Source organism: Streptomyces sp. NPDC029526 (assembly GCF_040637405.1).
Taxonomy (GTDB): domain Bacteria; phylum Actinomycetota; class Actinomycetes; order Streptomycetales; family Streptomycetaceae; genus Streptomyces.
The window spans coordinates 187,580-210,208 of the sequence record NZ_JBEZWE010000009.1 but is presented as its reverse complement, the minus strand read 5'-3'; the positions used below and the strand labels follow the sequence as shown (position 1 = coordinate 210,208).

At 74.1% G+C, this 22,629-nt stretch carries 22 protein-coding genes; 16 read left to right on the top strand and 6 right to left on the bottom strand.

Going from position 1 to position 22,629, the window contains the following annotated elements:
- Nucleotides 1-253 precede the first annotated feature (253 nt).
- The 15 genes from AB0F01_RS20780 (at nucleotide 254) to AB0F01_RS20710 (ending at nucleotide 15,557) form a co-directional block, all read left to right on the top strand.
- Complete coding sequence (locus AB0F01_RS20780) at nucleotides 254-1,732, top strand: GAF domain-containing protein (RefSeq protein WP_362097684.1); 1,479 nt, start codon at nucleotides 254-256, stop codon at nucleotides 1,730-1,732.
- Nucleotides 1,733-2,072: 340 nt separating this feature from the next.
- Nucleotides 2,073-3,449 (top strand): hypothetical protein, encoded by a 1,377-nt coding sequence (locus tag AB0F01_RS20775; protein ID WP_362097608.1) that lies wholly within the window; start codon nucleotides 2,073-2,075, stop codon nucleotides 3,447-3,449.
- A gap of 211 nt (nucleotides 3,450-3,660) precedes the next feature.
- Nucleotides 3,661-5,010 carry a hypothetical protein gene (locus tag AB0F01_RS20770; protein WP_362097606.1) on the top strand — a complete coding sequence of 450 codons (1,350 nt, stop codon included), beginning with the start codon at nucleotides 3,661-3,663 and terminating at the stop codon, nucleotides 5,008-5,010.
- Nucleotides 5,011-5,278: 268 nt separating this feature from the next.
- Nucleotides 5,279-5,851: a GNAT family N-acetyltransferase gene (locus AB0F01_RS20765; RefSeq protein WP_362097604.1), complete on the top strand. Its 573-nt coding sequence runs from the start codon at nucleotides 5,279-5,281 to the stop codon at nucleotides 5,849-5,851.
- A 127-nt stretch (nucleotides 5,852-5,978) separates the two neighbouring features.
- Nucleotides 5,979-6,062 (top strand): putative leader peptide, encoded by an 84-nt coding sequence (locus AB0F01_RS20760; RefSeq protein WP_360594463.1) that lies wholly within the window; start codon nucleotides 5,979-5,981, stop codon nucleotides 6,060-6,062.
- A gap of 232 nt (nucleotides 6,063-6,294) precedes the next feature.
- On the top strand, nucleotides 6,295-7,992 hold the full coding sequence (locus AB0F01_RS20755) for a nitrite/sulfite reductase (RefSeq protein WP_362097601.1): 1,698 nt from the start codon (nucleotides 6,295-6,297) through the stop codon (nucleotides 7,990-7,992).
- Complete coding sequence (locus AB0F01_RS20750; RefSeq protein WP_362097598.1) at nucleotides 7,989-8,168, top strand: hypothetical protein; 180 nt, start codon at nucleotides 7,989-7,991, stop codon at nucleotides 8,166-8,168. Before AB0F01_RS20755 ends, AB0F01_RS20750 begins: the two co-directional genes overlap by 4 nt.
- The gene (locus AB0F01_RS20745; protein ID WP_362097596.1) at nucleotides 8,165-8,875 is read left to right on the top strand and encodes a phosphoadenylyl-sulfate reductase; all 711 of its coding nucleotides are present in this window, start codon (nucleotides 8,165-8,167) and stop codon (nucleotides 8,873-8,875) included. Before AB0F01_RS20750 ends, AB0F01_RS20745 begins: the two co-directional genes overlap by 4 nt.
- Before the next feature lie 26 nt (nucleotides 8,876-8,901).
- Nucleotides 8,902-9,438 (top strand): adenylyl-sulfate kinase, encoded by a 537-nt coding sequence (gene cysC / locus AB0F01_RS20740; RefSeq protein WP_362097682.1) that lies wholly within the window; start codon nucleotides 8,902-8,904, stop codon nucleotides 9,436-9,438.
- Nucleotides 9,435-10,388 (top strand): sulfate adenylyltransferase subunit CysD, encoded by a 954-nt coding sequence (gene cysD, locus AB0F01_RS20735; RefSeq protein ID WP_362097593.1) that lies wholly within the window; start codon nucleotides 9,435-9,437, stop codon nucleotides 10,386-10,388. The genes cysC and cysD overlap by 4 nt, the downstream gene beginning before the upstream one ends.
- A 2-nt stretch (nucleotides 10,389-10,390) precedes the next feature.
- The gene (locus AB0F01_RS20730; protein ID WP_362097590.1) at nucleotides 10,391-11,725 is read left to right on the top strand and encodes a GTP-binding protein; all 1,335 of its coding nucleotides are present in this window, start codon (nucleotides 10,391-10,393) and stop codon (nucleotides 11,723-11,725) included.
- Between the two features lie 252 nt (nucleotides 11,726-11,977).
- Complete coding sequence (locus tag AB0F01_RS20725; RefSeq protein WP_362097588.1) at nucleotides 11,978-13,081, top strand: aliphatic sulfonate ABC transporter substrate-binding protein; 1,104 nt, start codon at nucleotides 11,978-11,980, stop codon at nucleotides 13,079-13,081.
- Nucleotides 13,082-13,115: 34 nt separating this feature from the next.
- Complete coding sequence (locus tag AB0F01_RS20720) at nucleotides 13,116-13,931, top strand: ABC transporter ATP-binding protein (protein WP_362097586.1); 816 nt, start codon at nucleotides 13,116-13,118, stop codon at nucleotides 13,929-13,931.
- Nucleotides 13,918-14,811: an ABC transporter permease gene (locus tag AB0F01_RS20715; protein WP_362097583.1), complete on the top strand. Its 894-nt coding sequence runs from the start codon at nucleotides 13,918-13,920 to the stop codon at nucleotides 14,809-14,811. The genes AB0F01_RS20720 and AB0F01_RS20715 overlap by 14 nt, the downstream gene beginning before the upstream one ends.
- An 8-nt stretch (nucleotides 14,812-14,819) precedes the next feature.
- On the top strand, nucleotides 14,820-15,557 hold the full coding sequence (locus AB0F01_RS20710; RefSeq protein ID WP_362097580.1) for a sirohydrochlorin chelatase: 738 nt from the start codon (nucleotides 14,820-14,822) through the stop codon (nucleotides 15,555-15,557).
- Nucleotides 15,558-15,736: 179 nt separating this feature from the next.
- Here the strand turns inward: AB0F01_RS20710 and AB0F01_RS20705 are convergent, their stop codons facing one another.
- From AB0F01_RS20705 to mgt, 4 genes are all read right to left on the bottom strand, one after another.
- On the bottom strand, nucleotides 15,737-16,357 hold the full coding sequence (locus AB0F01_RS20705) for a DsbA family protein (RefSeq protein ID WP_362097577.1): 621 nt from the start codon (nucleotides 16,355-16,357) through the stop codon (nucleotides 15,737-15,739).
- Between the two features lie 270 nt (nucleotides 16,358-16,627).
- The gene (locus tag AB0F01_RS20700; RefSeq protein ID WP_362097574.1) at nucleotides 16,628-17,002 is read right to left on the bottom strand and encodes a nuclear transport factor 2 family protein; all 375 of its coding nucleotides are present in this window, start codon (nucleotides 17,000-17,002) and stop codon (nucleotides 16,628-16,630) included.
- Nucleotides 16,995-17,543 carry a DUF1697 domain-containing protein gene (locus tag AB0F01_RS20695; RefSeq protein WP_362097571.1) on the bottom strand — a complete coding sequence of 183 codons (549 nt, stop codon included), beginning with the start codon at nucleotides 17,541-17,543 and terminating at the stop codon, nucleotides 16,995-16,997. Before AB0F01_RS20695 ends, AB0F01_RS20700 begins: the two co-directional genes overlap by 8 nt.
- Nucleotides 17,544-17,830: 287 nt before the next feature.
- Nucleotides 17,831-19,030 (bottom strand): macrolide-inactivating glycosyltransferase, encoded by a 1,200-nt coding sequence (gene mgt / locus AB0F01_RS20690; RefSeq protein ID WP_362097569.1) that lies wholly within the window; start codon nucleotides 19,028-19,030, stop codon nucleotides 17,831-17,833.
- 146 nt (nucleotides 19,031-19,176) lie between these two features.
- Between mgt and AB0F01_RS20685 the strand changes: the two genes are divergently transcribed.
- Nucleotides 19,177-20,040 (top strand): aminoglycoside phosphotransferase family protein, encoded by an 864-nt coding sequence (locus tag AB0F01_RS20685; RefSeq protein ID WP_362097679.1) that lies wholly within the window; start codon nucleotides 19,177-19,179, stop codon nucleotides 20,038-20,040.
- A gap of 170 nt (nucleotides 20,041-20,210) precedes the next feature.
- On the opposite strand, the gene AB0F01_RS20680 is transcribed toward AB0F01_RS20685, so the two are convergent.
- Nucleotides 20,211-20,942: an exonuclease domain-containing protein gene (locus AB0F01_RS20680; RefSeq protein WP_362097566.1), complete on the bottom strand. Its 732-nt coding sequence runs from the start codon at nucleotides 20,940-20,942 to the stop codon at nucleotides 20,211-20,213.
- A 278-nt stretch (nucleotides 20,943-21,220) separates the two neighbouring features.
- Nucleotides 21,221-22,459, bottom strand: coding sequence for an SAV2148 family HEPN domain-containing protein (locus AB0F01_RS20675; protein WP_362097563.1), 1,239 nt, complete (start codon nucleotides 22,457-22,459; stop codon nucleotides 21,221-21,223).
- Nucleotides 22,460-22,629 lie beyond the last annotated feature (170 nt).

The window sequence follows — 22,629 nt, the reverse complement described above, 5'->3', positions numbered from 1 at the left end:
ACACGGGTCCGGTCAGGGAACCGCGGACGCCGCTCGGGACGGCGTCACCCGAGTTTCCCTCGGTGGGGCGGGTGTTCACCAGGGTTGCAGGGGGTTGCAACATGCTGCTGTGTGTGACGGGAGTGCGACGTCCGCCCGGCGCGGACGGCACTATGAGACAGACTGTCAGAACGGATCTCGGGGGCGCGGCCGACCGGCCGCTCGGGCCACTCCCCGAGTTCTCCCCCCAGGAGGACCAGTGGCACTCTCGCCGATGGACATGACGCATCTGGCCGCCGTCGACGCGACGCGCGCGGCACGGGTGCTGGACGAGGTCCGCTCGGCCACCCTCGCCGGGCAGCGGGCGCCGCTGGCACCGCGCCCGGTGATCGGCGAGTCGTGGGCGCGGATGCTGCGCAGCGGCGTCGACCCCGAACGCGACGTGCGGGCACGCCTGCTGTCCCCGGAGGAGGTGCGGCGGCGCCGCGAGGCGTCGCCGCTGCGGCATGTCCTGCCGGTGTTGCGGGACGGACTGCTGACGGTGGCGGACGTCGCCCGGCACATCATGGTGGTCGCCGACGCCGACGGCCGGGTGCTGTGGCGGGAGGGCAGCGCGCCGGTGCTGCGCCGGGCCGACGTGCTGGGCCTGGAGGTGGGCGCGGACTGGCGGGAGAGCGTCGTCGGCACCAACGGGGTGGGCACGCCCGCCGTCACCCGGCGGCCGGTGCAGGTGTTCGCCTCGGAGCACTTCGTCCGCTCCCACGCGACCTGGACGTGCACCGGCGCACCGGTGACGGACCCGCGGGACGGCCGGCTGATCGGTGTGGTCGACGTGAGCGGGCCTCTGGACACGATGCACCCGGCGACGCTGGCCTGGGTCGACTCGGTGGCGAAGCTGGCGGAGGCCCGGCTGCGGGACCTGCACCAGCAGTCCCTGGAACGGCTGCGCGCGGTGGCCGCGCCGGTCCTGGCCCGTATCGACGGGCGCGCCGTGGTGGTGGACCGGTACGGATGGACGGCGGCGGTCACCGGCATGCCGTACGTACGGCGGCTGGCGTTGCCGAAGACGCTGTCGGCCGGGGTGCGGTGGCTGCCCGTGCTGGGCCGGTCGACGCTGGAGCCGCTGGCGGGGGGCTGGCTGGTGCGGGCGGCGGACGAGCCGGCGCCCTGCCCGGGACGACGGGTCGAGCTGGACCTGCGGGAGCCGCGCCGCTGGTCGGTCGCGGTGTCCGGCGGCGCGGGCACCTGGTCGCGGGAACTGAGCCCCCGGCACGCGGAGTTGCTGTACCTGCTGGCGGTGCGCCGGTCCGGTCGCAGCGCGGCGGAACTGGCCGAGGAGATGTTCGGCGACCCCGGCCGCACGGTGACGGTGCGGGCGGAGCTGTCCCGGGTGCGGAGGTACCTCGGCGGGCTGCTGGAGCACCGCCCGTACCGGTTCGCGGAGGACGTCGAGGTGGAGGTGCTGCTGCCGGACGACCCGCGGGGTTTGTTCGCGCGGGCCGCGGCCGAGGTGACCCGGCGCCGGGCGGCGGCCGAGGCGCGTCCGCGCACGGCAGCGGCGACGACGGCGACGGCGACGGCGACGGCCGGGACGGATCCGCGCACAGCGGCTGGGGCTCCGGTGGCTGCGGCGCCGGCTGGGGCTCCGGCGATGGGAGTGGCGGCGGGACCCCACACGACGGCCCCGGTTCCGGAGCCTCGTGCGGACGGCCCGGGCGCGACCCGCCACCCGGGTTCGTCCACGGAGCCTTGAGGCCACGGCCCCCGGACCGCTCGCTTCGCCGACAGACCGACCGACCGGGCCCGGCCCGGCCCGGCTCGGCCCGCGCCCCCGTCACCCGCCGGGCGGGGTTCACCCGCCCACGCGGCCCCGCACGGGCCGGGGTGACGGCCCGCCGAGCCCGTGGCCGCGCCGGCGGTGACGAGGACCCGGGCGACGGGTGCCACGGGTCACGTCGTCCCAGGTCGCGGGCGGTGCGCCCGGTTCGTCGGCGGGTACGGGGTGCCGGGTACAGTGAGATGGAAGGACGCCGTCGGGACGACCCGCCGGTGCGGTACGAGCAGGGACGACCCGGCAGAACGTGTAGACATCCGTGCCCACACCCTCCCTCCTGCGAACGGTCCTCACCCCCTCCGCGCTCGCCCGGCTCGCCCTCGGCTGGGGCGCCTTCCTCGCCACGGTGGCCGCCCGCCCCTTCCTCTCCGGACAGCTGTCGGCCCCCGCACTGTGGACGGTGCTCGCGGCGATCGTCGCGGTGATCGTCGTCTGCGCCTTCGGCGTCGTCGCCCAGGCCGAACACCTGGCCCGCCGGCTCGGCGACCCTTACGGCACGCTGGTGCTGACCCTCTCCATCGTCCTGATCGAAGTCGTGCTGATCGCCGCCGTGATGCTGGGCCCGGGCGAACACGCGACCATCGCCCGGGACTCCGTGATGGCCGTGTCGATGATCATCCTGAACCTGGTCGTCGGCGCGGCCCTGCTGGTCGGAGGTCTCCGGCACGACGACCTCCGGCCCAACCGCACCGGCGTCTCCGCCTACCTGGCGCTCCTGGTGGTGCTGCTGGCCGTGGCGTTCGCGTTCCCCGGGCTCATCGGCACCGACGGCGCCTACCGGCCGGGGCAGGCGGTCGCCCTGAGCGCGCTCACCGTCGTCCTCTACGGGTTCTTCCTCCTCCGGCAGACGGGGGCCCAGCGCGCCGACTTCCAGGAGGTCGTCCCCCTCCCGCGCACGGCAACGGACCCCGCCCCCGCCACGGACCCCGCCCCGGCCACGCGCCCCGCCACGGCCTCCGCCCACCGGCCGGGAGAGGACCGCACGCCGGACCGGGACATGAACCGGGGCCACGACCTGGACATGAACCGAGACCGGGACCGGGACCACGACCGGGACATCAACCGAGACCGGGACCACGACCACGACCGGGACACGCACCGGAACCGCCACCTCGCCCCGGACGAAACCCCGGGTCAGGACCCCGCGTCGCGGCGGGAGGCGGCCGGGCCGTCGGCCGGTCACCGTGCGGAGGTCGTCACCCGGACGCTGCTGCTGGTGGCGACGGTGGTGCCGATCGTGCTGCTGTCCCACGACATGGCGGCCCTGCTCGACGACGGCCTGGCCCGCGTGGGCGCGCCGGTGGCGCTGTCCGGCGTCGTCATCGCGATGATCGTCTTCCTGCCCGAGACCATCACCACGCTCCGGGCCGCCCTGGGCGGGGAGATGCAGCGGGTGAGCAACCTGTGCCACGGAGCCCTGGTGTCCACGGTCGGGCTCACCGTCCCCGCCGTGCTGACGATCGGACTGGTCACCGGGCAACGGGTGGTGCTCGCCGAGAGCACGGCCCACCTCGTCCTGCTGGGGACGAGCCTGCTGCTGACGGCCGTCACCTTCACCGGGCGGCGGGTCACCGCCCTGCACGGACCGGCGCACCTGATGGTGTTCGTCCTGTACGGGCTGGCCGTCTTCGCATGACGCGCAGGACGCGCCGGATGCCCCGTCCCGCCGCCCGCCGCCGGGGCCGGTGGTCCGCGGGGCACCGCGATGGTCACGGTTTCCGCGCACTTGCCGGGTCCGCGCCCCCGGCCGGGTGCGGCTGTCGTAGCATCGGCTTCCGGGCCACCCCACCCTGCCCCGTGCAACGCCAGGATCGCGGGACGCAGTTGGCTCGCCTCGGGAGGACGGTATGAAGCATCGCGGCAGACACCGCCGTCGTCGGCGGGGCAGAGCACTCCGGGCGGCGCTGGCCGGGACGGCCCTGGCGCTGACCGCCGCGGCCACGATGATCAGCACCTCACAGGCCACCGTGGCCGACGATCCCGGGGCGCTGGAGTCCCTCACCTCCGCCGACGCGACGGCGCCGCTGCGGCTGACCGAGCGCCCGGTGCCGCGGGACTGGCTGGACCGCCTGTCCGACGGGATGGGCCCGGCCGTCCCGATGGACGCCGTGCTCGCCGACGCGGACGGCGTGCTGCGGGAGGCGGACTCCTGTCCGGCGGACGACCGGCGGGCGCTGCCCGTCGAGCCCGAGGCGACCCGCGCGTACTGCTGGGACGGTGCCGACACGAGCGGCTGGGAGGCGGGCGCGGTCACCACGTCCGGCGACGCCGACGACGACGGCCGCTGGGGCCGGCACCGGGTGATCCTGTCCGGCTGGAGCCGGTCCGGTCCCGTGAGCGGCGGCCCGGGGGACGCATCGGCGGACGGCTCGTCGGCCGGCGCCGACGGCACCACCGGCCGGGACGGCCTGGCGCGGGTCGCGTTCGTGGACCGGGACGCCGCCGGCGGACCCAGCTACACCTGGGTGCTGCTGGCCGTACCCGTCCAGGAGGGCCGGGACTACCGGGCGCTGGCGTCGTCGGTGTCCGGGATGGTCTGGTACCAGGACAAACTGCTGGTGACCGCCGACCGGCAGGACGGCAGCGCGCTGTACGTGTACGACATCGACCGGGTCCAGCGGGCCTCCGTGACGGGCCCGTCGGTGGGCCGGGTGGCCGACGGCTGGTCGGCGGCGGGGGCACGGTACGTGCTCCCGGCGGTGGGCGCGTACCGGACGACGGGCGCCGACGCCCCGCTGCCGGGCGGCATCTCGCTGGACCGCAGCACCACCCCGGACAGCCTGGTGGCGCACGAGGCGCGGCCCGAGAACGACGACGACGGGCCGACCCGGTTGTGGCGGTACGCGTTCAGTGTGGACCCGCTGCGGTCCGGCCTCCTGGCGACCGACCCCGCCTCGCGCGTGGACGCGGTCGCGGCCTACGAGACCCGGCTGACCGACGTGCGCAGCGTGCTGTCCCACCGGTCGGGCTGGTACCTGGGACGGGTGACCGGGACGCCCGACGAGCGCGGGACGCTGTGGCGGCAGGACACGGAGGGAGCGCGCCCCACCCGTTGCGGGGCGGACGACACGCACCGCTGCTGGAGCGGCGACGCGGGCTCGCTGTCGTACTGGCAGGAGACCGGCGAGGTGTGGTCGCAGTCCGGCCGGATGCTGTTCGCGCTGCCGCTGGACTCGGTGGACCGCTCCCTCGACTGATCCGGACGCCTTGCGTGACGCGGCCGGACGACCGGTCCGGGGCCGCCCGGGGTGCGGTCGGGGTGCGCCCGGGGTGCGGTCGGCCGGACGGCGGCTCCGGGACCGCCGGGGAGCGCCGCCGGATGCCGGTCCGGGCGGCCGGGGCGCGGGCGGACGGACTCCTCCGGGGGCGTCCCGGAGCGTGACCGGGACCGGAGGCCGGGCGCGGCGCCCGGCAAGTCGGCCGGGCGTTCGACACGGGCCCGCCCGGGATGGTTCTCTTTCGGACATGACGACCATCACCGTGACCACCTGGTCGCTGGAGCAGACGGCGCCCGCCGATCTCCGGCCGGCCGCCGTGCCGGAGGGGGACGTGCGGATCGTCCGCGCCGAGGTGCCCTCGCCGGAGTTCAGCCGCTTCCTGTACGCGTCCGTCGGCGGTGACATCCGCTGGACCGACCGGCTGGGCTGGACGTACGCGCAGTGGACGGAGCACCTGGAGCAGCCGGGTGTGGAGACGTGGGTCGCCCAGGACCGCGGGACGCCCGCCGGGTACGTGGAGCTCCAGGCCCAGGACGACGGGGTGGTGGAGATCGTCTACTTCGGGCTGATCCCCGCCTTCCGGGGGCGCCGGATCGGCGGCCACCTGCTGTCGTACGGGGTGGCGCGGGCGTGGGACCTGGCGGAGCGGTGGCCCGGCGTGAAACCGACCCGCCGGGTGTGGCTGCACACGTGCAGCAAGGACGGCGAGCACGCCATGGACAACTACCTGCGGCGCGGTTTCCGGCTGTTCGACACCAAGGTCGAGCAGGAGCCGGAGGTGGCGACGCCCGGTCCGTGGCCGGGGGCCTACCCCGCCTGACCGGCGTCGGCAAGACGCTCCGCGCCAAACGTGACCAAGGACACCCTTGTCTCGCACAACGAGACAAGGGTGTCCGCATTTTGGATAAAGCTGGACTGGCTCCCGAGCGCCGTGCCAGGCTTCCGCCATGCCTGGAACTGGAATCGCCTTGGTGAGTCGGCGACACGTCGACCTCGGCCGCATGTCCAGCGCCATCTGTCCGATGCGCTGACGGCCCCTCAGTGGCCCCTCGGCCACGGGCTCCAGCACCACCGGTTCTCCTCCCTCTGAGGCCCCCGGCCTCCCTCCGCTCCCCCGCGCTCGTGCCCGCGCAATGACGCGCAGGTCTGCCGCACGCCGCGAAAACGCTGGTCAAGGCCGTGCACCTGCCGTCCGACCTCGCCCCGCACCCGTCGGCGCCGCGCGCCGACACCATCCACCGCTGTCCGAAGGACGTACCCCCCATGGCCGCCACCCCGCCGAAGTCCGCCGCCGCGTCTGTCCGCCGCAAGGTGAGCCGTCACCGCGGCGAGGGTCAGTGGGCGGCGGGTCACCACACCCCGCTGAACGGCAACGAGCAGCTCAAGAAGGACGACGACGGTCTCAACGTACGGACACGTATTGAGACGATCTACTCCAAGCGCGGTTTCGACTCCATCGACCCCAACGACCTGCGCGGGCGCTTCCGTTGGTGGGGGCTGTACACCCAGCGCCGCCCCGGCATCGACGGCGGCCGCACCGGGGTGCTGGAGCCGGAGGAGCTGGAGGACGAGTACTTCATGCTGCGGGTCCGCATCACCGGCGGACGGCTCACCACCGAGCAGCTGCGGGTGATCGGCGAACTCTCCGAGACCTACGCCCGGGGCACCGCGGACATCACCGACCGGCAGAACGTCCAGTTCCACTGGGTGCGCATCGAGGACGTGCCCACGATCTGGGAACGCCTGGAGGCGGTCGGCCTGTCCACCACCGAGGCGTGCGGGGACTGCCCGCGCGGCATGCTCGGCTCCCCGGTGGCCGGTGTGGCCGAGGACGAGATCATCGACGGCACCGCCGCGCTGGACGAGATCGTCCGCCGCTACATCGGCGACCCGCGCTTCTCCAACCTGCCGCGCAAGTACAAGACGGCCGTCTCCGGCTCCCCGCTGCTGGACGTGGCGCACGAGATCAACGACATCTCGTTCGTCGGCGTGGTCCACCCCGAGCACGGGCCCGGCTTCGACCTGTGGGTCGGCGGCGGGCTGTCCACCAACCCCAAGTTCGGTGTGCGGCTGGGCGCGTGGGTGCCCGAGCAGGACGTGCCGGACGTGTGGGAGGCGGTCACCACGATCTTCCGCGACCACGGCTACCGCCGGCTGCGCAACCGCGCCCGGCTGAAGTTCCTGGTCGCCGACTGGGGGGCGGAGAAGTTCCGCCAGGTCCTGGAGGACGACTACCTGGGCCGCAAGCTGATCGACGGCCCGGCGCCCGAGATGCCCGCCCAGCAGTGGCGCGACCACATCGGCGTGCACCGGCAGAAGGACGGCCGCTTCTACGTGGGCTTCGCCCCCCGCGTGGGCCGCATGGACGGCTCGCTGCTCACCAAGGTCGCCGCGCTGGCCGAGGAGCACGGCTCCGGACGGGTCTCCACCACCGTCGAGCAGAAGATGATCGTCCTGGACGTGCCGCAGGACCGGGTCGACTCCCTCGTCGACGGCCTGGAGGCGCTGGACCTGCGCGTCACCCCCTCCCCGTTCCGGCGCGGCACGATGGCCTGCACGGGCATCGAGTTCTGCAAGCTGGCCATCGTGGAGACCAAGGAGCGCGGCAGCGAGCTCATCGACGAACTCGAGCGCCGGCTGCCGGACTTCGACGAACCCCTCACCATCAACCTCAACGGCTGCCCCAACGCCTGCGCCCGCATCCAGACCGCGGACATCGGCCTCAAGGGCCAGCTGGTCACCGACGCAGAGGGCCGTCAGGTCGGCGGCTACCAGGTGCACCTGGGCGGCGCCCTCGGCCTGGAGCCGTCCTTCGGCCGGAAGGTGCGCGGCCTGAAGGTGACCTCGGACGAACTGCCCGACTACATCGAGCGGGTCCTCAAGCGCTTCCAGGCGGAGCGCGAGGACGGCGAGCGGTTCGCGGCCTGGGCCGCGCGCGCCTCCGAGGAGGCCCTGTCGTGAGCGAGCGGGCGGCCCCGTTCCACTGCCCGTACTGCGGCGACGAGGACCTGCGTCCCGGTGAGGACGGACCGGGGGCGTGGGAGTGCGCCGCCTGCAACCGGGCCTTCCGGCTGAAGTTCCTCGGGCTGCTCGCCCGCGGGACACGGCAGGCGGACACGGGAGGGGATACGGCATGACGGTACGTCAGGACACGTATGCAGCCGAGGAGTTGAAAGAGCTTGCCGACCGGGCCGGCCGGGAGCTGGAGGACGCCTCCGCGCTGGAGATCCTGCGGTGGGCGGCACAGACGTTCGGCAGCCGCTTCTGCGTGACCTCCTCGATGGAGGACGCGGTGGTCGCCCACCTCGCCTCCCGGGTGATGCCCGGCGTGGACGTGGTGTTCCTGGACACCGGCTACCACTTCGAGGAGACCATCGGCACCCGGGACGCGGTCGACGCCGTGATGGACGTCAACGTCATCACGCTCACCCCGCGGCAGACGGTGGCCGAGCAGGACGCCGAGTACGGCCCCAAGCTGCACGACCGGGACCCCGACCTGTGCTGCCGACTGCGCAAAGTGCTGCCGCTGGAACAGGGCCTGACGGGCTATCAGGCATGGGCGACCGGGCTGCGCCGCGAGGAGTCCCCGACCCGGGCCCACACCCCGGTGGTCGGCTGGGACGAGAAGCGGCAGAAGGTCAAGATCTCGCCGATCGCCCGCTGGACCCAGGACGACGTGGACGCCTACGTCGCCGAACACGGGGTGCTCACCAACCCGTTGCTCACCGACGGCTACGCCTCCGTGGGCTGCGCGCCCTGCACCCGCCGCGTGCTGGAGGGCGAGGACGCCCGCGCCGGCCGCTGGGCGGGCCGGGCCAAGACCGAGTGCGGGCTGCACGGCTGACCATGACGAACCCCCAGGAGACCACCGTGACGACCGGAGCCACCGTCTGGCTCACGGGTCTGCCGAGCGCCGGCAAGACCACCATCGCCCACGAACTCGCCGGCCTGCTGCGCGCTTCGGGCCGGCCCGTGGAGGTGCTCGACGGCGACGAGATCCGCGCGTTCCTCTCGGCGGGCCTCGGCTTCGGCCGCGAGGACCGGCACACCAACGTGCAGCGCATCGGCTTCGTCGCCGAACTGCTCGCCCGCAACGGCGTCACCGCCCTCGTCCCCGTCATCGCGCCCTACGCCGACAGCCGGGAAGCGGTCCGCAAGCGCCACGCGGCCAACGGCACGCCCTACGTCGAGGTCCACGTGGCGACCCCGGTCGAGGTCTGCTCCGTACGGGACGTCAAGGGCCTGTACGCCAAGCAGGCCGCGGGCGAACTCACCGGGCTGACCGGCGTGGACGACCCGTACGAGGAGCCCCAGGCACCCGACCTGCGCATCGAGTCGCAGCACCAGACCGTCCAGGAGTCCGCCGCGGCGGTGCACACCCTGCTGAGCGAAAGGGGACTGGCATGACGACCGTCGCAACGGTCACGGAGAACACCGGTGGCACGGAGGGGTCCCCCGGCCCGTACGCCCTCTCCCACCTCGACGCGCTCGAGTCGGAGGCGGTGCACATCTTCCGCGAGGTGGCCGGGGAGTTCGAGAACCCGGTGATCCTCTTCTCCGGCGGCAAGGACTCCATCCTCATGCTGCACCTGGCGCTCAAGGCGTTCGCGCCCGCGCCGGTGCCCTTCGCCCTGCTGCACGTGGACACCGGGCACAACTTCCCCGAGGTCCTGGAGTACCGCGACCGCACCGTCGCCCGGCACGGGCTGCGGCTGCACGTCGCGTCCGTACAGGACTACATCGACCGCGGGGTGCTCAAGGAGCGCCCCGACGGCACCCGCAACCCGCTCCAGACGCTGCCGCTCACCGAGAAGATCGCCGCCGAGCGGTTCGACGCAGTGTTCGGCGGGGGGCGCCGCGACGAGGAGAAGGCCCGGGCCAAGGAGCGGGTGTTCTCGCTGCGCGACGAGTTCTCCCAGTGGGACCCGCGCCGCCAGCGCCCCGAACTGTGGAACCTGTACAACGGCCGGCACGCCCCCGGCGAGCACGTCCGCGTGTTCCCGCTGTCCAACTGGACCGAACTGGACGTGTGGCAGTACATCGCCCGCGAGCGCATCGAACTGCCCGGGATCTACTTCGCGCACGAGCGCGAGGTGTTCCGGCGGGCCGGGATGTGGCTGACGGCCGGCGAGTGGGGCGGCCCGAGGGACGACGAGCCGGTGGAGAAGCGGACCGTGCGGTACCGGACGGTGGGCGACATGTCCTGCACCGGCGCCGTCGACTCCGACGCCGACACCATCGAGAAGGTGATCACGGAGATCGCCGCCTCCCGGCTCACCGAGCGCGGCGCCACCCGCGCCGACGACAAGCTCTCCGAGGCCGCGATGGAAGACCGCAAGCGCGAGGGGTACTTCTAGAGATGAGCACGATCACGACCGAGGCGCTCGCGGAGACCACGCTGCTGCGGTTCGCCACCGCCGGGTCCGTCGACGACGGCAAGTCCACCCTGGTGGGCCGGCTGCTGCACGACTCCAAGTCGGTCCTCACCGATCAACTGGAGGCCGTGGAGCGGGCGTCGGCGAGCCGCGGCCAGGAGGCCCCCGACCTGGCGCTGCTCACCGACGGCCTGCGGGCCGAGCGGGAGCAGGGCATCACCATCGACGTGGCCTACCGCTACTTCGCCACGCCCCGGCGGCGGTTCATCCTCGCCGACACCCCGGGCCACGTGCAGTACACCCGGAACATGGTCACCGGCGCCTCCACCGCCGAGCTGACGGTGATCCTCGTGGACGCCCGCAACGGCGTGGTCGAGCAGACCCGGCGGCACGCGGCGATCGCCGCCCTGCTGCGGGTGCCGCACGTGGTGCTCGCCGTCAACAAGATGGACCTGGTCGGCTACCAGGAGTCCGTGTTCGCCGCCATCGCCGAGGAGTTCACCGCCTACGCGACCGAGCTGGGCGTGCCCGAGGTGACCGCGGTGCCGATCTCGGCGCTGGTGGGCGACAACGTGGTGGAGCCGTCCTCGCACATGGACTGGTACGGCGGCCCGACGGTCCTGGAGCACCTGGAGACCGTGCCGGTCAGCCACGACCTGACGCGGTGCCACGCCCGGCTGCCGGTGCAGTACGTGATCCGGCCGCAGAGCGCCGAGCACCCCGACTACCGGGGCTACGCCGGGCAGATCGCCGCCGGCACGTTCCGGGTGGGCGACGCGGTGACGGTGCTGCCCTCCGGGCGGTCGACCACGATCACCGGGATCGACCTGCTCGGGGAGCCCGTCGAGGCGGCCTGGACACCGCAGTCGGTCACCCTGCTGCTGGCCGACGACATCGACATCTCGCGCGGCGACCTGCTGGTGCCCGCCCAGGACGCGCCCGCCACCACGCAGGACCTCGACGCCACCGTGTGCCACGTCGCCGACCAGCCGCTCACCGTCGGCCACCGGGTGCTGCTCAAGCACGGCACCCGCACCGTCAAGGCGATCGTCAAGGACATCCCGTCGCGGCTGACCCTGGACGACCTGTCCCTGCACCCGCACCCCGGGACGCTGGCCGCCAACGACATCGGCCGGGTGAAGATCCGCACCGCCGAGCCGCTGCCGGCCGACTCCTACTCGGACTCGCGGCGCACCGGCTCCTTCATCCTCATCGACCCGGCCGACGGCACCACGCTGACCGCGGGCATGGTCGGCGAGTCCTTCGCCGCACCCGAGCCGGTCAAGAACCCGGCCGAGGACGACGGGTGGGACTTCTGACGATGAACGGCACCGACTACCGCGCCACGTGCGCCGAGGAGGGCGGACGGGCCGGCGGCGGAACCCCGGGCCGGCGGTCCCCCCGCACGGAGTTCGGGGGCGGGCAGGGCGGGGTCGCGCGATGTGCGCGATGACGTACGCGCGCCGCCCGCGCGCCCACCGCCCCCGCCGTCACCGGCGAAAACCTGCCGACCACCCGGCCGCGACCTGAGCGTCGCGCGACCGCCGGGCCCTACGAGAGGAACACCTCCCGTGTCTGCCACATCCGTCCCGCGCCGCGCGCTGACCGTGCTGGCCGTGCTCCCGCTGCTCGCCCTGGCCGCCTGCGGCTACGGCTCGCAGGCCAAGGACCGCGGCACCGCCGAGATCGCGGCCGGGGCGAGGAAGACCGACGGCCTCGACTCCGTCCGGATCGGCTACTTCGGGAACCTCACGCACGGGACCGCGCTGGTGGGCAACCGCAAGGGCTTCTTCCAGAAGGAACTGGGCGCGACCCGGGCGCGGTACGCGGTGTTCAACGCCGGGCCCTCCCAGATCGAGGCGCTGAACTCCGGCTCCGTCGACATCGGCTGGATCGGCCCCTCCCCCGCCGTCAACGGCTACGTCAAGGCCGAGGGCAGGAACCTGCGGATCATCGGCGGCTCGGCGTCCGGCGGGGTGAAGCTGGTGGTGAACCCGGACCGGATCCGCTCCCTGGAGGACGTCGAGGGCAAGCGGATCGCGACCCCGCAGCTCGGCAACACGCAGGACGTCGCCTTCCTCGACTGGGCGGCCGGGCGCGGCTGGAAGGTCGACCCGCTGAGCGGGAGGGGCGACGTGACGGTCGTCCGCAGCGACAACAAGGTCACCCCGGACGCCTTCCGGTCGGGTTCGGTCGACGGCGCCTGGGTGCCGGAACCGACCGCGTCCCAGCTGGTCGCCGACGGCGGGAAGGTCCTGCTGGACGAGGCGTCGCTGTGGCCGGACGAGAAGTTCGTCATCACCAACATCGTCGTGCGGCAGGAGTTCCTGCGGGAACACCCGGCGGCCGTCGAGGCGGTGCTGCGGGCGTCCGTCGCGGCCAACCGGTGGATCAACGCCCACCCGCAGGAGGCGAAGAAGGCCGCGAACGAGCAGCTGGCCCTCGACTCCGGCAAGGCCCTGCCGGCGGAGGTCATCGACCCGGCGTGGTCGTCGATCCGGTTCACCGACGACCCGCTCGCCGCCACCCTCTCCACCCAGGCTCGGCACGCCGTCGACGCGGGCCTGCTGGAATCGGCCCGCCTGGACGGCATCTACGACCTCGCGCCCCTCAACAAGGTCCTGGCGGACGCGGGCGCCCCCACCGTCGACGACGCCGGTCTCGGCGCCCCGTGACCCCGACCCCGACCACTCCCAGGAGGTGACGACCATGGCCACGACCACGCTCGCCAGGGCCGCCGACGGCACCGAGACGGCGACGCACTCCGCCCGGATCGAGCACGTATCGAAGTCGTTCGCGAACCCGGCGGGGCGGCAGCTCGTGCTGGACGACATCAGCCTCGATGTCGCGCCGGGCGAGTTCGTCACCCTGCTGGGGGCGTCGGGCTGCGGCAAGTCCACCCTGCTCAACCTGGTCGCCGGCCTCGACCGGCCCAGCGCGGGCACCATCACCACCGACGGCCGCCCCGCGCTGATGTTCCAGGAACACGCGCTGTTCCCCTGGCTGACCGCGGGCAAGAACATCGAACTCGCCCTGAAACTGCGGGGCGTGGCGAAGTCCGAGCGCCGGGAGCGGGCCGAGGAACTGCTCGGACTGGTGCGGCTGGAGGGCGCGCACGGCAAGCGGGTGCACGAGCTGTCCGGCGGCATGCGCCAGCGGGTGGCGATGGCGCGGGCACTCGCCCAGGAGAGCCGGCTGCTGCTGATGGACGAGCCGTTCGCGGCGCTGGACGCCATCACCCGGGACGTGCTGCACGACGAGCTGACCCGGATCTGGCGGACCGCCAACACCGGCGGCTCCGCCACCGGACCGCTGTCCGTCCTGTTCGTCACGCACAACGTGCGGGAGGCCGTGCGGCTCGCCCAGCGGGTCGTCCTGCTGTCCTCCCGGCCGGGGCGGATCGCCCGCCAGTGGACGGTGGACATTCCGCACCCGCGCCGCATCGAGGACACCGCCGTCGCGGAACTGTCCGTCGAGATCACCGAAGAACTCCGTGGGGAGATCCGCCGTCATGGCCAGCACTGACACGACCACCGCCAAGGACGGGAGCGACCTCGCCGGCCTGGAGGCCGGGCTCGACGCGCTGGAGACGGTGCAGACCGGCCGCAAGCCGTTCCGGCAGACCTTCACCGAGAAGATCCTCCCGCCGGTGATCGCGGTGGCCCTGGTGCTGGCGGTGTGGCAGGCACTGGTCTCGTTCCGGATCGTGGACGACCCGACCAAGCTGCCCCCGCCGGGCGCGGTGTGGCAGGTGCTGGAGCGGGCGTGGCTGGAGGGCGAACTCCTCGGCTACATCTGGACCAGTGTCTCGCGCGGTCTGCTCGGCTTCTTCCTCGCGCTGCTCATCGGCACCCCGCTGGGGCTGCTGGTGGCGCGGGTGAAGTTCGTGCGCGCGGCCATCGGCCCCATCCTGTCGGGGCTGCAGTCGCTGCCGTCGGTGGCCTGGGTGCCGCCGGCCGTGATCTGGCTGGGCCTGAACAACCAGATGATGTACGCGGTGATCCTGCTCGGCGCGGTGCCCTCCATCGCCAACGGGCTGGTCTCCGGCGTCGACCAGGTGTCCCCGCTGTTCCTGCGGGCCGGGCGCACCCTGGGCGCGACCGGGCTCAAGGGCACCTGGCACATTGTGCTGCCGGCGGCGCTGCCCGGCTACGTGGCGGGCCTGAAGCAGGGCTGGGCGTTCTCCTGGCGCTCGCTGATGGCCGCCGAGATCATCGCCTCGTTCCCCGACCTGGGCGTGGGCCTGGGCCAGTTGCTGGAGAACGGCCGCAACGCCAGCGACATGGCCATGGTGTTCGAGGCCATCCTGCTGATCCTGACCGTGGGCATCGCCATCGACCTGCTGATCTTCAGTCCGCTGGAGCGGTGGGTGCTGCGCAGCCGCGGTCTGCTGGTGAAGGGCTGAGGCACGTCATGCACCGACCCGTCCTGCTCGTCGTCGCGCACGGCAGCCGCGACCCCCGGCACGCCGCGACCGTGCACGCCCTGGTGCGCCGGGTGCGGTCGCTGCGGCCCGGGCTGCGCGTGGAGACCGCGTTCCTGGAGTTCAACGTCCCCTCGGTCCCGGGCGCGCTGGCGTCGCTGGAGGCGGAGGGAGTGCGGGACGTCGTCGCCCTGCCGCTGCTGCTGACCCGCGCCTTCCACGCCAAGACGGACCTCCCGGCGGCGTTGGCCCAGGCGCCGTCCCGGCTGCGCGTCCACCGGGCCGACGTGCTCGGCCCGTCCCCGCTGCTGCTGCGGGCCCTGGAGCGGCGGCTGTACGAGGCGGGCGTCCGGCCCGCCGACCGGTCCTCGACCGGCGTCGTCCTGGCGTCGGCGGGGTCCTCCGACCCGGAGGCGATCGCAGTGATCGCAGACATCGCGCGGGAGTGGCGGCACACCGGTTGGTGCGCCGTGCGGCCTGCGTTCGCCTCCGCCTCCCTGCCCCGCACCGAGGACGTGGTGCGGGAACTGCGCGAGCTGGGCTGCGCCCGGGTCGCGGTCGCCCCCTACGTGCTGGCCCCCGGTTTCCTCCCGGACCGCATCGCGCGGGGCGCGGCCGGGGCGGACGTCCTGGCCGACGTGCTGGGCCCGGCCCCGGAGGTGGCCCGGGTGCTGCTGGAGCGGTACGACGCGGCGCGGATGCCGCTGCCGTCGGCGCTGGGGGCCTGAGACCCGTATCCCGGCGCCGGGCGTCCGCGTCCGGGCCGCCCGCCTGTTTCCGTCTCCCCGCACGCCCGGAGGGGCGCTCCCGGAGGAGGGTTCCCGGCCGAGGGCGGGCGCACCCGGAGCCGCGCTCCCCGTCGGGGGCGGGCGCACCCGGTGGAGCGCTCCGGGCCGGGAGCGGGCCGTCAGGCGAAGGACAGGCCGCCGGTGCGGGTCCGCTTCAGCTCGAAGACGTCCGGGTCGCGGGCCAGCACCCGGAAGGCGTCGAACAGCTCCGCCGCCCGCTCGCCCCGCGGGACCGCCCGCAGCACGGGGCCGAACCACACCGCGGAGTCGACGTGCAGGGTGGGCGTGCCCACGTAGCCGCCCGAGTCCGGTTCGGCGCCCGCCTCGTGGCTGCGCCGGACGGCGGCGTCGTAGGCCGGGTCGTGGGCGGCCGCCGCCAGGCCGTCGGGCAGACCCAGCTCGGCGAGGGACTCGGCGACCACCGCGCCGAAGTCCTCCGCGCCCCGCTCGTGGATCCGGGTGCCGAAGGCGGTGTACAGGTCCCGCAGCACCTTCTCGCCGTGCCGCTCGGCGGCGGCCACCGCCACCCGGACCGGTCCGAGGGACCGGTCGACCAGATCCCGGTACCAGTCGGGCAGTTCGTTGCCCTCGTTGTGCAGGTACAGGCTCATCACCCGGAACCGCAGGTCGAGACGGCGGTGCCGCTCCACCTCCAGCAGCCAGCGGGAGGTGATCCAGGCGAAGGGGCAGGCCGGGTCGAACCAGCAGTCGACCCGGGTGGCGGGCGTCGTGTGCGTCATGCCGTCGACGGTAGGCACCGGACGGCGCGGGTTCCCGGGCCACTTCCGGGCCCTTTTCCCGGTCCACTTGAGGTGCCTCGTCGTCCGACCCGTCCCGCAGGGCCGTCCCGGTCCTGCCTGTACCTGAAGGGTCGTCACCGGCGCCCGCCCTCACCTGAAGGGCTGTCACCGTCGTCGCGCTGCCGGGCGCGTGGGGCGGTCCGGCACCCCGGGGGCCGCCGGCCCCGGCCTGCTGCGCCGCCGCCGCGCTCCCGCCCCGAGGACGGGCCGTCAGCCCTCGTCGGGCGGGAACAGCGTGCCCTGGTGGAAGTAGAGCCGCCAGCCCTGGTCCGTGCGGCGCCACAGCGAACTGCGGTGGGCGCGACGGCCGTTGTGGTCGGTGTCGAAGGTGAGGTGGACCGTGCCGGGGGCGATCTCGACGGCCTTCATCGCGGACACCGTGGCGGCCGGGGCCCCCGAGTCGCCCTCCTCGGTGAGCGCGTCGATGATCGCGGCGCGGTCCCAGACCCGCCCGGACGCCCCGAACTCGAAGAACTCCGGGTGCAGCAGCGCGTCGACCCGTTCAGGCGAGCTGCGCACCTCGGGGTCCAGCAGCCTCAGTTCGCCCTCGATGGCGGCGTCCACGGCGGTGTCCTGCTCAGGCACGGGTGAGCTCCACGAGTTTGACGACGGTGTTCCAGTTCCGGGTGGTGGCGATCACGCCGCGGGTGACGCGCGGCCGGGCCAGTTGCTCCGCCAGCTTCGACCGCCCCAGCCCGTCGGGCACGTACAGGTACAGCACGCGGTCGCCCAGACGGAACTCCTCGGGACGATGGGCCTCGGCGTCGAGGCCGGCGAGGCGTTCGGGGTCGAGGGGTGCGGAGAAGTAGGTGGCGTGGAGCTGCCGGCCCTCCAGCCGCTCGGCGGGGAAGGGGCAGGCGTCGACCACCGAGCGCAGGTAGGCGTGGTCGCGGACGATGATGTCGACGTGGAAGCCGAAGTGCTCCTCGACTGCCTCCGTCAGTTCGGCGGCGAGGGAGTCCTCGTCGCCGCGGGCGGCGGTGAAGACCGCCTGACCGCTCTGGAGGTAGGTGCGGACAGCCGTGTGGCCGAGGCCCTCCAGCAGGGTGCGCAGTCCGGCCATCGGCACCTTGCGGCTGCCGCCCACGTTGATCCCGCGCAGCAGTGCCGCGTACGTCGTCGCCATGTCCCCCACGATAGGGCGGCCGTCGTGCCCCGTGGGGGTGGGCGCGACGGCCGTGTCCACGCGCGGCGGCCGCGCGAAGGCCTGCCGGAACCCGGCGGCCCCGTCCGACCGGTACCCGCGCCGGTGACGTGTCGTCGGCCGGGGCCCGGACTCGCGCGCGGAATGTGGACCGGGGTGTAGACCCGGCCCCGGCCCCACACCCGCGCCGGAATCCGTGCCAGGGCCCCGCACCGGGGCCCCCGCGCCGAGGTCCGGGCCGGCGCCCCTCCCGCCGGCTCGCGCGGCGCCTACCGGCGGGAGGGGAGTTCGGCCTCGATGAGGTCGGCGGCGCGGCGGGTGCCGCCCTCCTCGGCCATCTCGGCGCGGATCCGCTCCAGCCGCCGGGCGACCTCCGGGTCACCGGTCAGCTCCAGGGCCGCCGCCCGCAGACGGGAGGCGGTGGCCTCCTCGGTGGGCAGGTGCCGGGCGACGCCGAGCCCCTGCAGCAGGTCGGCGTTGCCGAACTGGTCCACGGCCTGCGGGACGGCGATCATCGGGGTGGCGGTGCCCAGCCCTTCCTGACTGCCGCCCGCGCCCGCGTGGGTGACGAACAGGTCGGCCTGCTTCAGCACCGCGAGCTGCGGCACCCAGGAGTGCACCTCGACGCCGTCCGGCAGCTCGCCCAGCTCGGCGGGGTCGACGTGGCGGCCGATCTGGAGCACCAGGTGCCAGCCGGGGAGGCCGCCGAACGCCTCGACGCACTCCCGGTAGAAGGCGGGCTGCTTGGTGAAGGACGACCCCAGGGAGACCAGGACCACCTTCTCGGCACCCGCGGGCCGCTGCCACTCCCCCTCCCCGCTGCGGTCGCCCTGGCAGGCCCCGACGAAGGAGTACACCTTCTCGTCGACGCGGTCGGCGTTCGGCTGGAGGGCCCGGGGGATGAGGACGAGGGAACGCTCGGGGCGGCCGACGAAGGAGTCGGGGTGTTCGGTGATGCCGTTCTCCTCCAGCCAGGCGTGGAAGCGGGCGTAGTAGGCGCGGCCCCGTTCGGTCTTCCTCGGTTCCGCCCACATCGGCTCGGCGACCTCCTGTTCGTATCCCTCCCAGGCGACCATGGCCGGGGAGAGCGAGACCGCGGGGACGCCCCAGCGGTGGGCGAGGACGCGGGCCGGGTAGGCGGCGATGTCGTGCAGCACGAGGTCGGGGGTGTCCCCCTCGTAGGCGGCGGTCAGCTGCGGGAGGGCCTGGACGGCGTCGTCGAGGAACGGCTCCACGTTGTCGAGCAGGGTGGTGCCCCATGCCTCGGGGTCGGCGTCGGGCCCCGGCAGGGTGCTGTTCCACACCCTGGGTTCGGCGCCGGCCGCGGCGACCTTCTCGGCGAACAGCGGCGGGATCGCGTAGGTCACCCGGTGGCCCCGTGCCACGAGCTCGCGGATCACCTCGAGGCTCGGGTTCACGTGCCCGTGGGCGGCGATGGAGAACATGGCGATGTGTGCGGGTGGCGTCATGACCGCGACACTACACGAGACGATACGTCTCGTCCATTCTTTTGTGAGCGGGCACCGCGTCCACGGCGCGACCTGTGCGAATGCGACACTGGCCGCCGTGCGGACGGCCGCACGGGGCCGCACGAGAACGGACACGGAGGCGGATGGTGGACGAGGCACGGGCGCGGGAGGTGCTGGCCGCGTCGGAGGCGCTCCCCGGTGGGGGGCGGGACGCGACGCTGCTGGCCCTCGGCGAGAACGCGGTGTTCGGCGCCGGTGACCTGGTCGTCAAGGTGGGCCGCGACGCCGAGCTCCTGGAGCGGGCGCGCCGCGGGCTGGACATCGCCCGGTGGCTGGCCGAGCAGGGCGTGCCGGCGGTGCGACCGGCCGAGCCCCGGGCCCGGCTCGTGGAAGGCCACCCCGTGACGGTCTGGCACCGGCTGCCCGAGCCGGTGCGGCCCGCCGCCCCGCGTGACGTGGCGGAGCTGCTGCGGCTGGTGCACGCCCTGCCCGCACCGCCCTTCGCACTGCCGCCCCGGGACCTGCTGGGCGGGGTGGAGCGCTGGCTCCGGCTGGCGGGCGACGCGATCGACCCGGCGGACGCGGCCTATCTGCGCGAGCGGCGGGACGGTTTCGCCTCCGCCGCCGCCCGGCTGACGCCCCGTCTGCCGCGCGGCCCGATCCACGGGGACGCGCTGCCGCGCAACGTGCACGTCTCGGCCGACGGCCCGGTGCTGGTGGACCTGGAGACCTTCTCGTGCGATCTGCGTGAGCACGACCTCGTGGTCATGGCCCTCTCCCACGACCGGTACGCGCTGCCGGAGGAGGAGTACCTGTCCTTCACCGGCACCTACGGCTGGGACGTACGGGAGTGGGAGGGGTGCACGGTGCTGCGGGGCGCCCGGGAGACGGCCAGCTGCGCCTGGGTCGCCCAGCACGCACCGCAGAACCCGAAGGCCCTGGCCGAGTTCCGGCGCCGGGTGGCCTCGCTGCGCGACGGGGACCCGACGGTCCGCTGGTATCCCTTCTGACCCGCACCGGCACGGAGGCACGCCCCGGCACCGCTCCCCGCACCGGCACGGACGCGCGCCCCCGCACAGCCGTCCGCTCCGGCACGGAGGCACGCCCCACCGTCACGCCCCCCTGTGTGGGCCCCCACCGCCGCCCGCCCCGGCACGGCCGCCGGCCCTACGGCGCCGCCTCAGACTCCCGGCACCGGTTGCCCGGCCGGCTCGCGCAGCGGCCAGGTCCCGTCCACGGTCGCCGTCGCGTCGCCCTTGCGGCGCAGGAAATCCTGGAAGTCGGCCGCCCACTCGGCGTACCAACGGATCTGACGGCGGTGCAGATCCGCCGGACCGAGCGCCGCCACCTTGGGGTGGCGGACGGCTATCGCGCGGGCCAGCCGGGCGGCGGCGAGGGCGTCGGCGGTGGCGTCGTGGGCCGCGTCGAGGGCCGTGCCGTACTCCGCGCAGACGGCTTCCAGGTTGCGCTTGCCCCGGCGGTAGCGGTCGACGGCGCGGTCGATGGTGTACGGGTCGATGACCGGCGCCGGGTCCCTGCCGCCGAGCCGGTCGCGCAGTGACGGCAGGCCGTACCGGCGCAGTTCGGCGGAGAGCAGGCTGAGGTCGAAGGCCGCGTTGTACGCCACGACCGGGACGCCCATGTCCCAGTAGCCCGTGAGGACGTCGGCCACGGCGTCGGCGACGGCGTCGGCCGGGCGGCCCTCGGCGGCGACGCGGGCGTCACTGATGCCGTGCACCGCGACGGCGTCCGGCGGTATGGGCACACCGGGGTCGGCCAGCCACTCGCGGCGGCCCATCGGCTCCCCGTCGCGGACCTCGATGACGGCGGCCGTGACGATGCGTGCCTCGCGCGGGTCGGTCCCCGTCGTCTCCAGGTCGAAGCCGATCAGCAGCTCCCGGTGCCAGCCCATGGGCTGCCCCCCTTCTGTGTGGTGCGTTCCCCCAGTGGTCATCACCTTCGCACGCGCCACTGACAACCGGAGGTCCGCCCTCCGCCATCGACCCCCTCCCACCGACGGCGGCCGGGCGGCGCAACGGGACCCACCCCGGGCCGGCACCCGGGCACGGCCACCCCCGGCGGCCCGGCACGGCGCCCCCCGGCGGCCCCGGCGACGGACCCGGCGAACGGACCCAGCGACGGACCCTCCGGCCGGCGCCCCCGGCCGGCTTCCCTGTCGGCACAGGGGGTTCAGGACACCGGCCGCGAGTCCGCCCACATCTGTTCGAACTCCTCGCGGTAGGTGGGGAAGAGGCCCGCCTCCTCCATCTCGCCCGGTTTGACCACCTTGGTGCCGTTGCGCAGGACGACCACCGGTGCCTCCATCCCGCGGGCCCGGCGCAGGTAGTTCTGCACCACGGCGATGCCGTCGGCGCCGTCCCCGTCCACCAGGTAGGCGGTGCAGCGCGGGGTCTCGTCGTAGACCTGGATCTCGAAGGCGCCCGGGTCCCGCAGCCGGGACCGCACCCGGCGCATGTGCAGGATGTTCATCTCGACGGAACGGGCCAGTTCGCCGCGTTTGAGGCCGAGTTCGCGCTCCCGGCGCTTGACCGCGCTGGAGGCGGGGTTGAGGAACAGCAGCCGCACCCGGCAGCCGGACTCGGCCAGCCGCACCAGCCGGCGGCCGGAGAAGTTCTGCACCAGCAGGTTCAGGCCGATGCCCAGGGCGTCCAGGCGGCGGGCGCCGCCGAAGATGTCCTCCGCCGGGAACTGCCGCAGCAGCCGCACCCGGTCGGGGTGCACGGCGACCACGTCGGCGTACCGGTCACCGACCAGGTTCTCGACGGCGTCGACGGGCAGCCGGCGCGCCGAGGGCACGTCGCCGCCGGTGCCGAGCATCTCCAGCAGCCGGGCGGAGGCCCGTTCCGCCTGGCTCAGCACGGCCTCGGACAGGGCGCGGTTGCGGGAGACCACGTTGCGGGTGACCTCCAGCTCGTCCAGGGCGAGTTCGACGTCGCGCCGGTCGTCGAAGTACGGCTCGAAGCACGGCCAGTGCTGCACCATCAGCTCGCGCAGCTGCGGCAGCGTGAGGAAGGAGAGCACGTTGTCGTCCGCCGGGTCGAGCAGGTAGCCCTTGCGTCGGCTGACCTCGCGCACCGCGACCGCGCGCTGCACCCACTCCTGGCCGGCCGGGCCGGCGGCGGCGACCACCCACTCCTCGCCGTGCACGGGCTCGTAGACGGGCCGCAGGACGGCGGCCACGACCGCGCGGAGCCGCTGCTCGACGAGGTTCAGCCAGATGTAGGCGCGGCCCGCCCGCTGGGCGCGGGTGCGGACCTCGCGCCAGGCGTCCCCGTCCCAGTCCAGCTCCGGTCCGATCGACCCCGCGTCCATCGGCCGTGCCAGGGACACCGCGCCCGGCGGGGCGTCCGTGGAGGTCCCCTCGTGACCCTCGTCACCAGGGGGCAGCTCCAGCCCTCCCGAGCCCACCCGTGCACCGCCTTCCGCTCCCCCGGGACTCCCCGTCCCGACGATCAAGGAGACTACTCCGCAAGCGGCGCGCGGTGCAGCCCGATGGGCCGGGTCGTTTCCCAACTTCCGCACTCCGCACGATCGTTCCGGACCTGCGGACCGACCGTGAGTGATCCGGCTCATAGTGG

What these genes read in the sequence shown, in the direction of transcription:
- AB0F01_RS20780 (WP_362097684.1), top strand. Translation starts at nt 254, where the DNA reads ATGGACATGACGCATCTGGCCGCCGTCGACGCGACGCGCGCGGCACGG.
- AB0F01_RS20770 (WP_362097606.1), top strand. Translation starts at nt 3,661, where the DNA reads ATGAAGCATCGCGGCAGACACCGCCGTCGTCGGCGGGGCAGAGCACTC.
- AB0F01_RS20765 (WP_362097604.1), top strand. Translation starts at nt 5,279, where the DNA reads ATGACGACCATCACCGTGACCACCTGGTCGCTGGAGCAGACGGCGCCC.
- AB0F01_RS20760 (WP_360594463.1), top strand. Translation starts at nt 5,979, where the DNA reads ATGCCTGGAACTGGAATCGCCTTGGTGAGTCGGCGACACGTCGACCTC.
- AB0F01_RS20755 (WP_362097601.1), top strand. Translation starts at nt 6,295, where the DNA reads ATGGCCGCCACCCCGCCGAAGTCCGCCGCCGCGTCTGTCCGCCGCAAG.
- AB0F01_RS20745 (WP_362097596.1), top strand. Translation starts at nt 8,165, where the DNA reads ATGACGGTACGTCAGGACACGTATGCAGCCGAGGAGTTGAAAGAGCTT.
- cysD (WP_362097593.1), top strand. Translation starts at nt 9,435, where the DNA reads ATGACGACCGTCGCAACGGTCACGGAGAACACCGGTGGCACGGAGGGG.
- AB0F01_RS20730 (WP_362097590.1), top strand. Translation starts at nt 10,391, where the DNA reads ATGAGCACGATCACGACCGAGGCGCTCGCGGAGACCACGCTGCTGCGG.
- AB0F01_RS20720 (WP_362097586.1), top strand. Translation starts at nt 13,116, where the DNA reads ATGGCCACGACCACGCTCGCCAGGGCCGCCGACGGCACCGAGACGGCG.
- AB0F01_RS20715 (WP_362097583.1), top strand. Translation starts at nt 13,918, where the DNA reads ATGGCCAGCACTGACACGACCACCGCCAAGGACGGGAGCGACCTCGCC.
- AB0F01_RS20710 (WP_362097580.1), top strand. Translation starts at nt 14,820, where the DNA reads ATGCACCGACCCGTCCTGCTCGTCGTCGCGCACGGCAGCCGCGACCCC.
- AB0F01_RS20705 (WP_362097577.1), bottom strand. Translation starts at nt 16,357, where the DNA reads ATGACGCACACGACGCCCGCCACCCGGGTCGACTGCTGGTTCGACCCG.
- AB0F01_RS20695 (WP_362097571.1), bottom strand. Translation starts at nt 17,543, where the DNA reads ATGGCGACGACGTACGCGGCACTGCTGCGCGGGATCAACGTGGGCGGC.
- mgt (WP_362097569.1), bottom strand. Translation starts at nt 19,030, where the DNA reads ATGACGCCACCCGCACACATCGCCATGTTCTCCATCGCCGCCCACGGG.
- AB0F01_RS20680 (WP_362097566.1), bottom strand. Translation starts at nt 20,942, where the DNA reads ATGGGCTGGCACCGGGAGCTGCTGATCGGCTTCGACCTGGAGACGACG.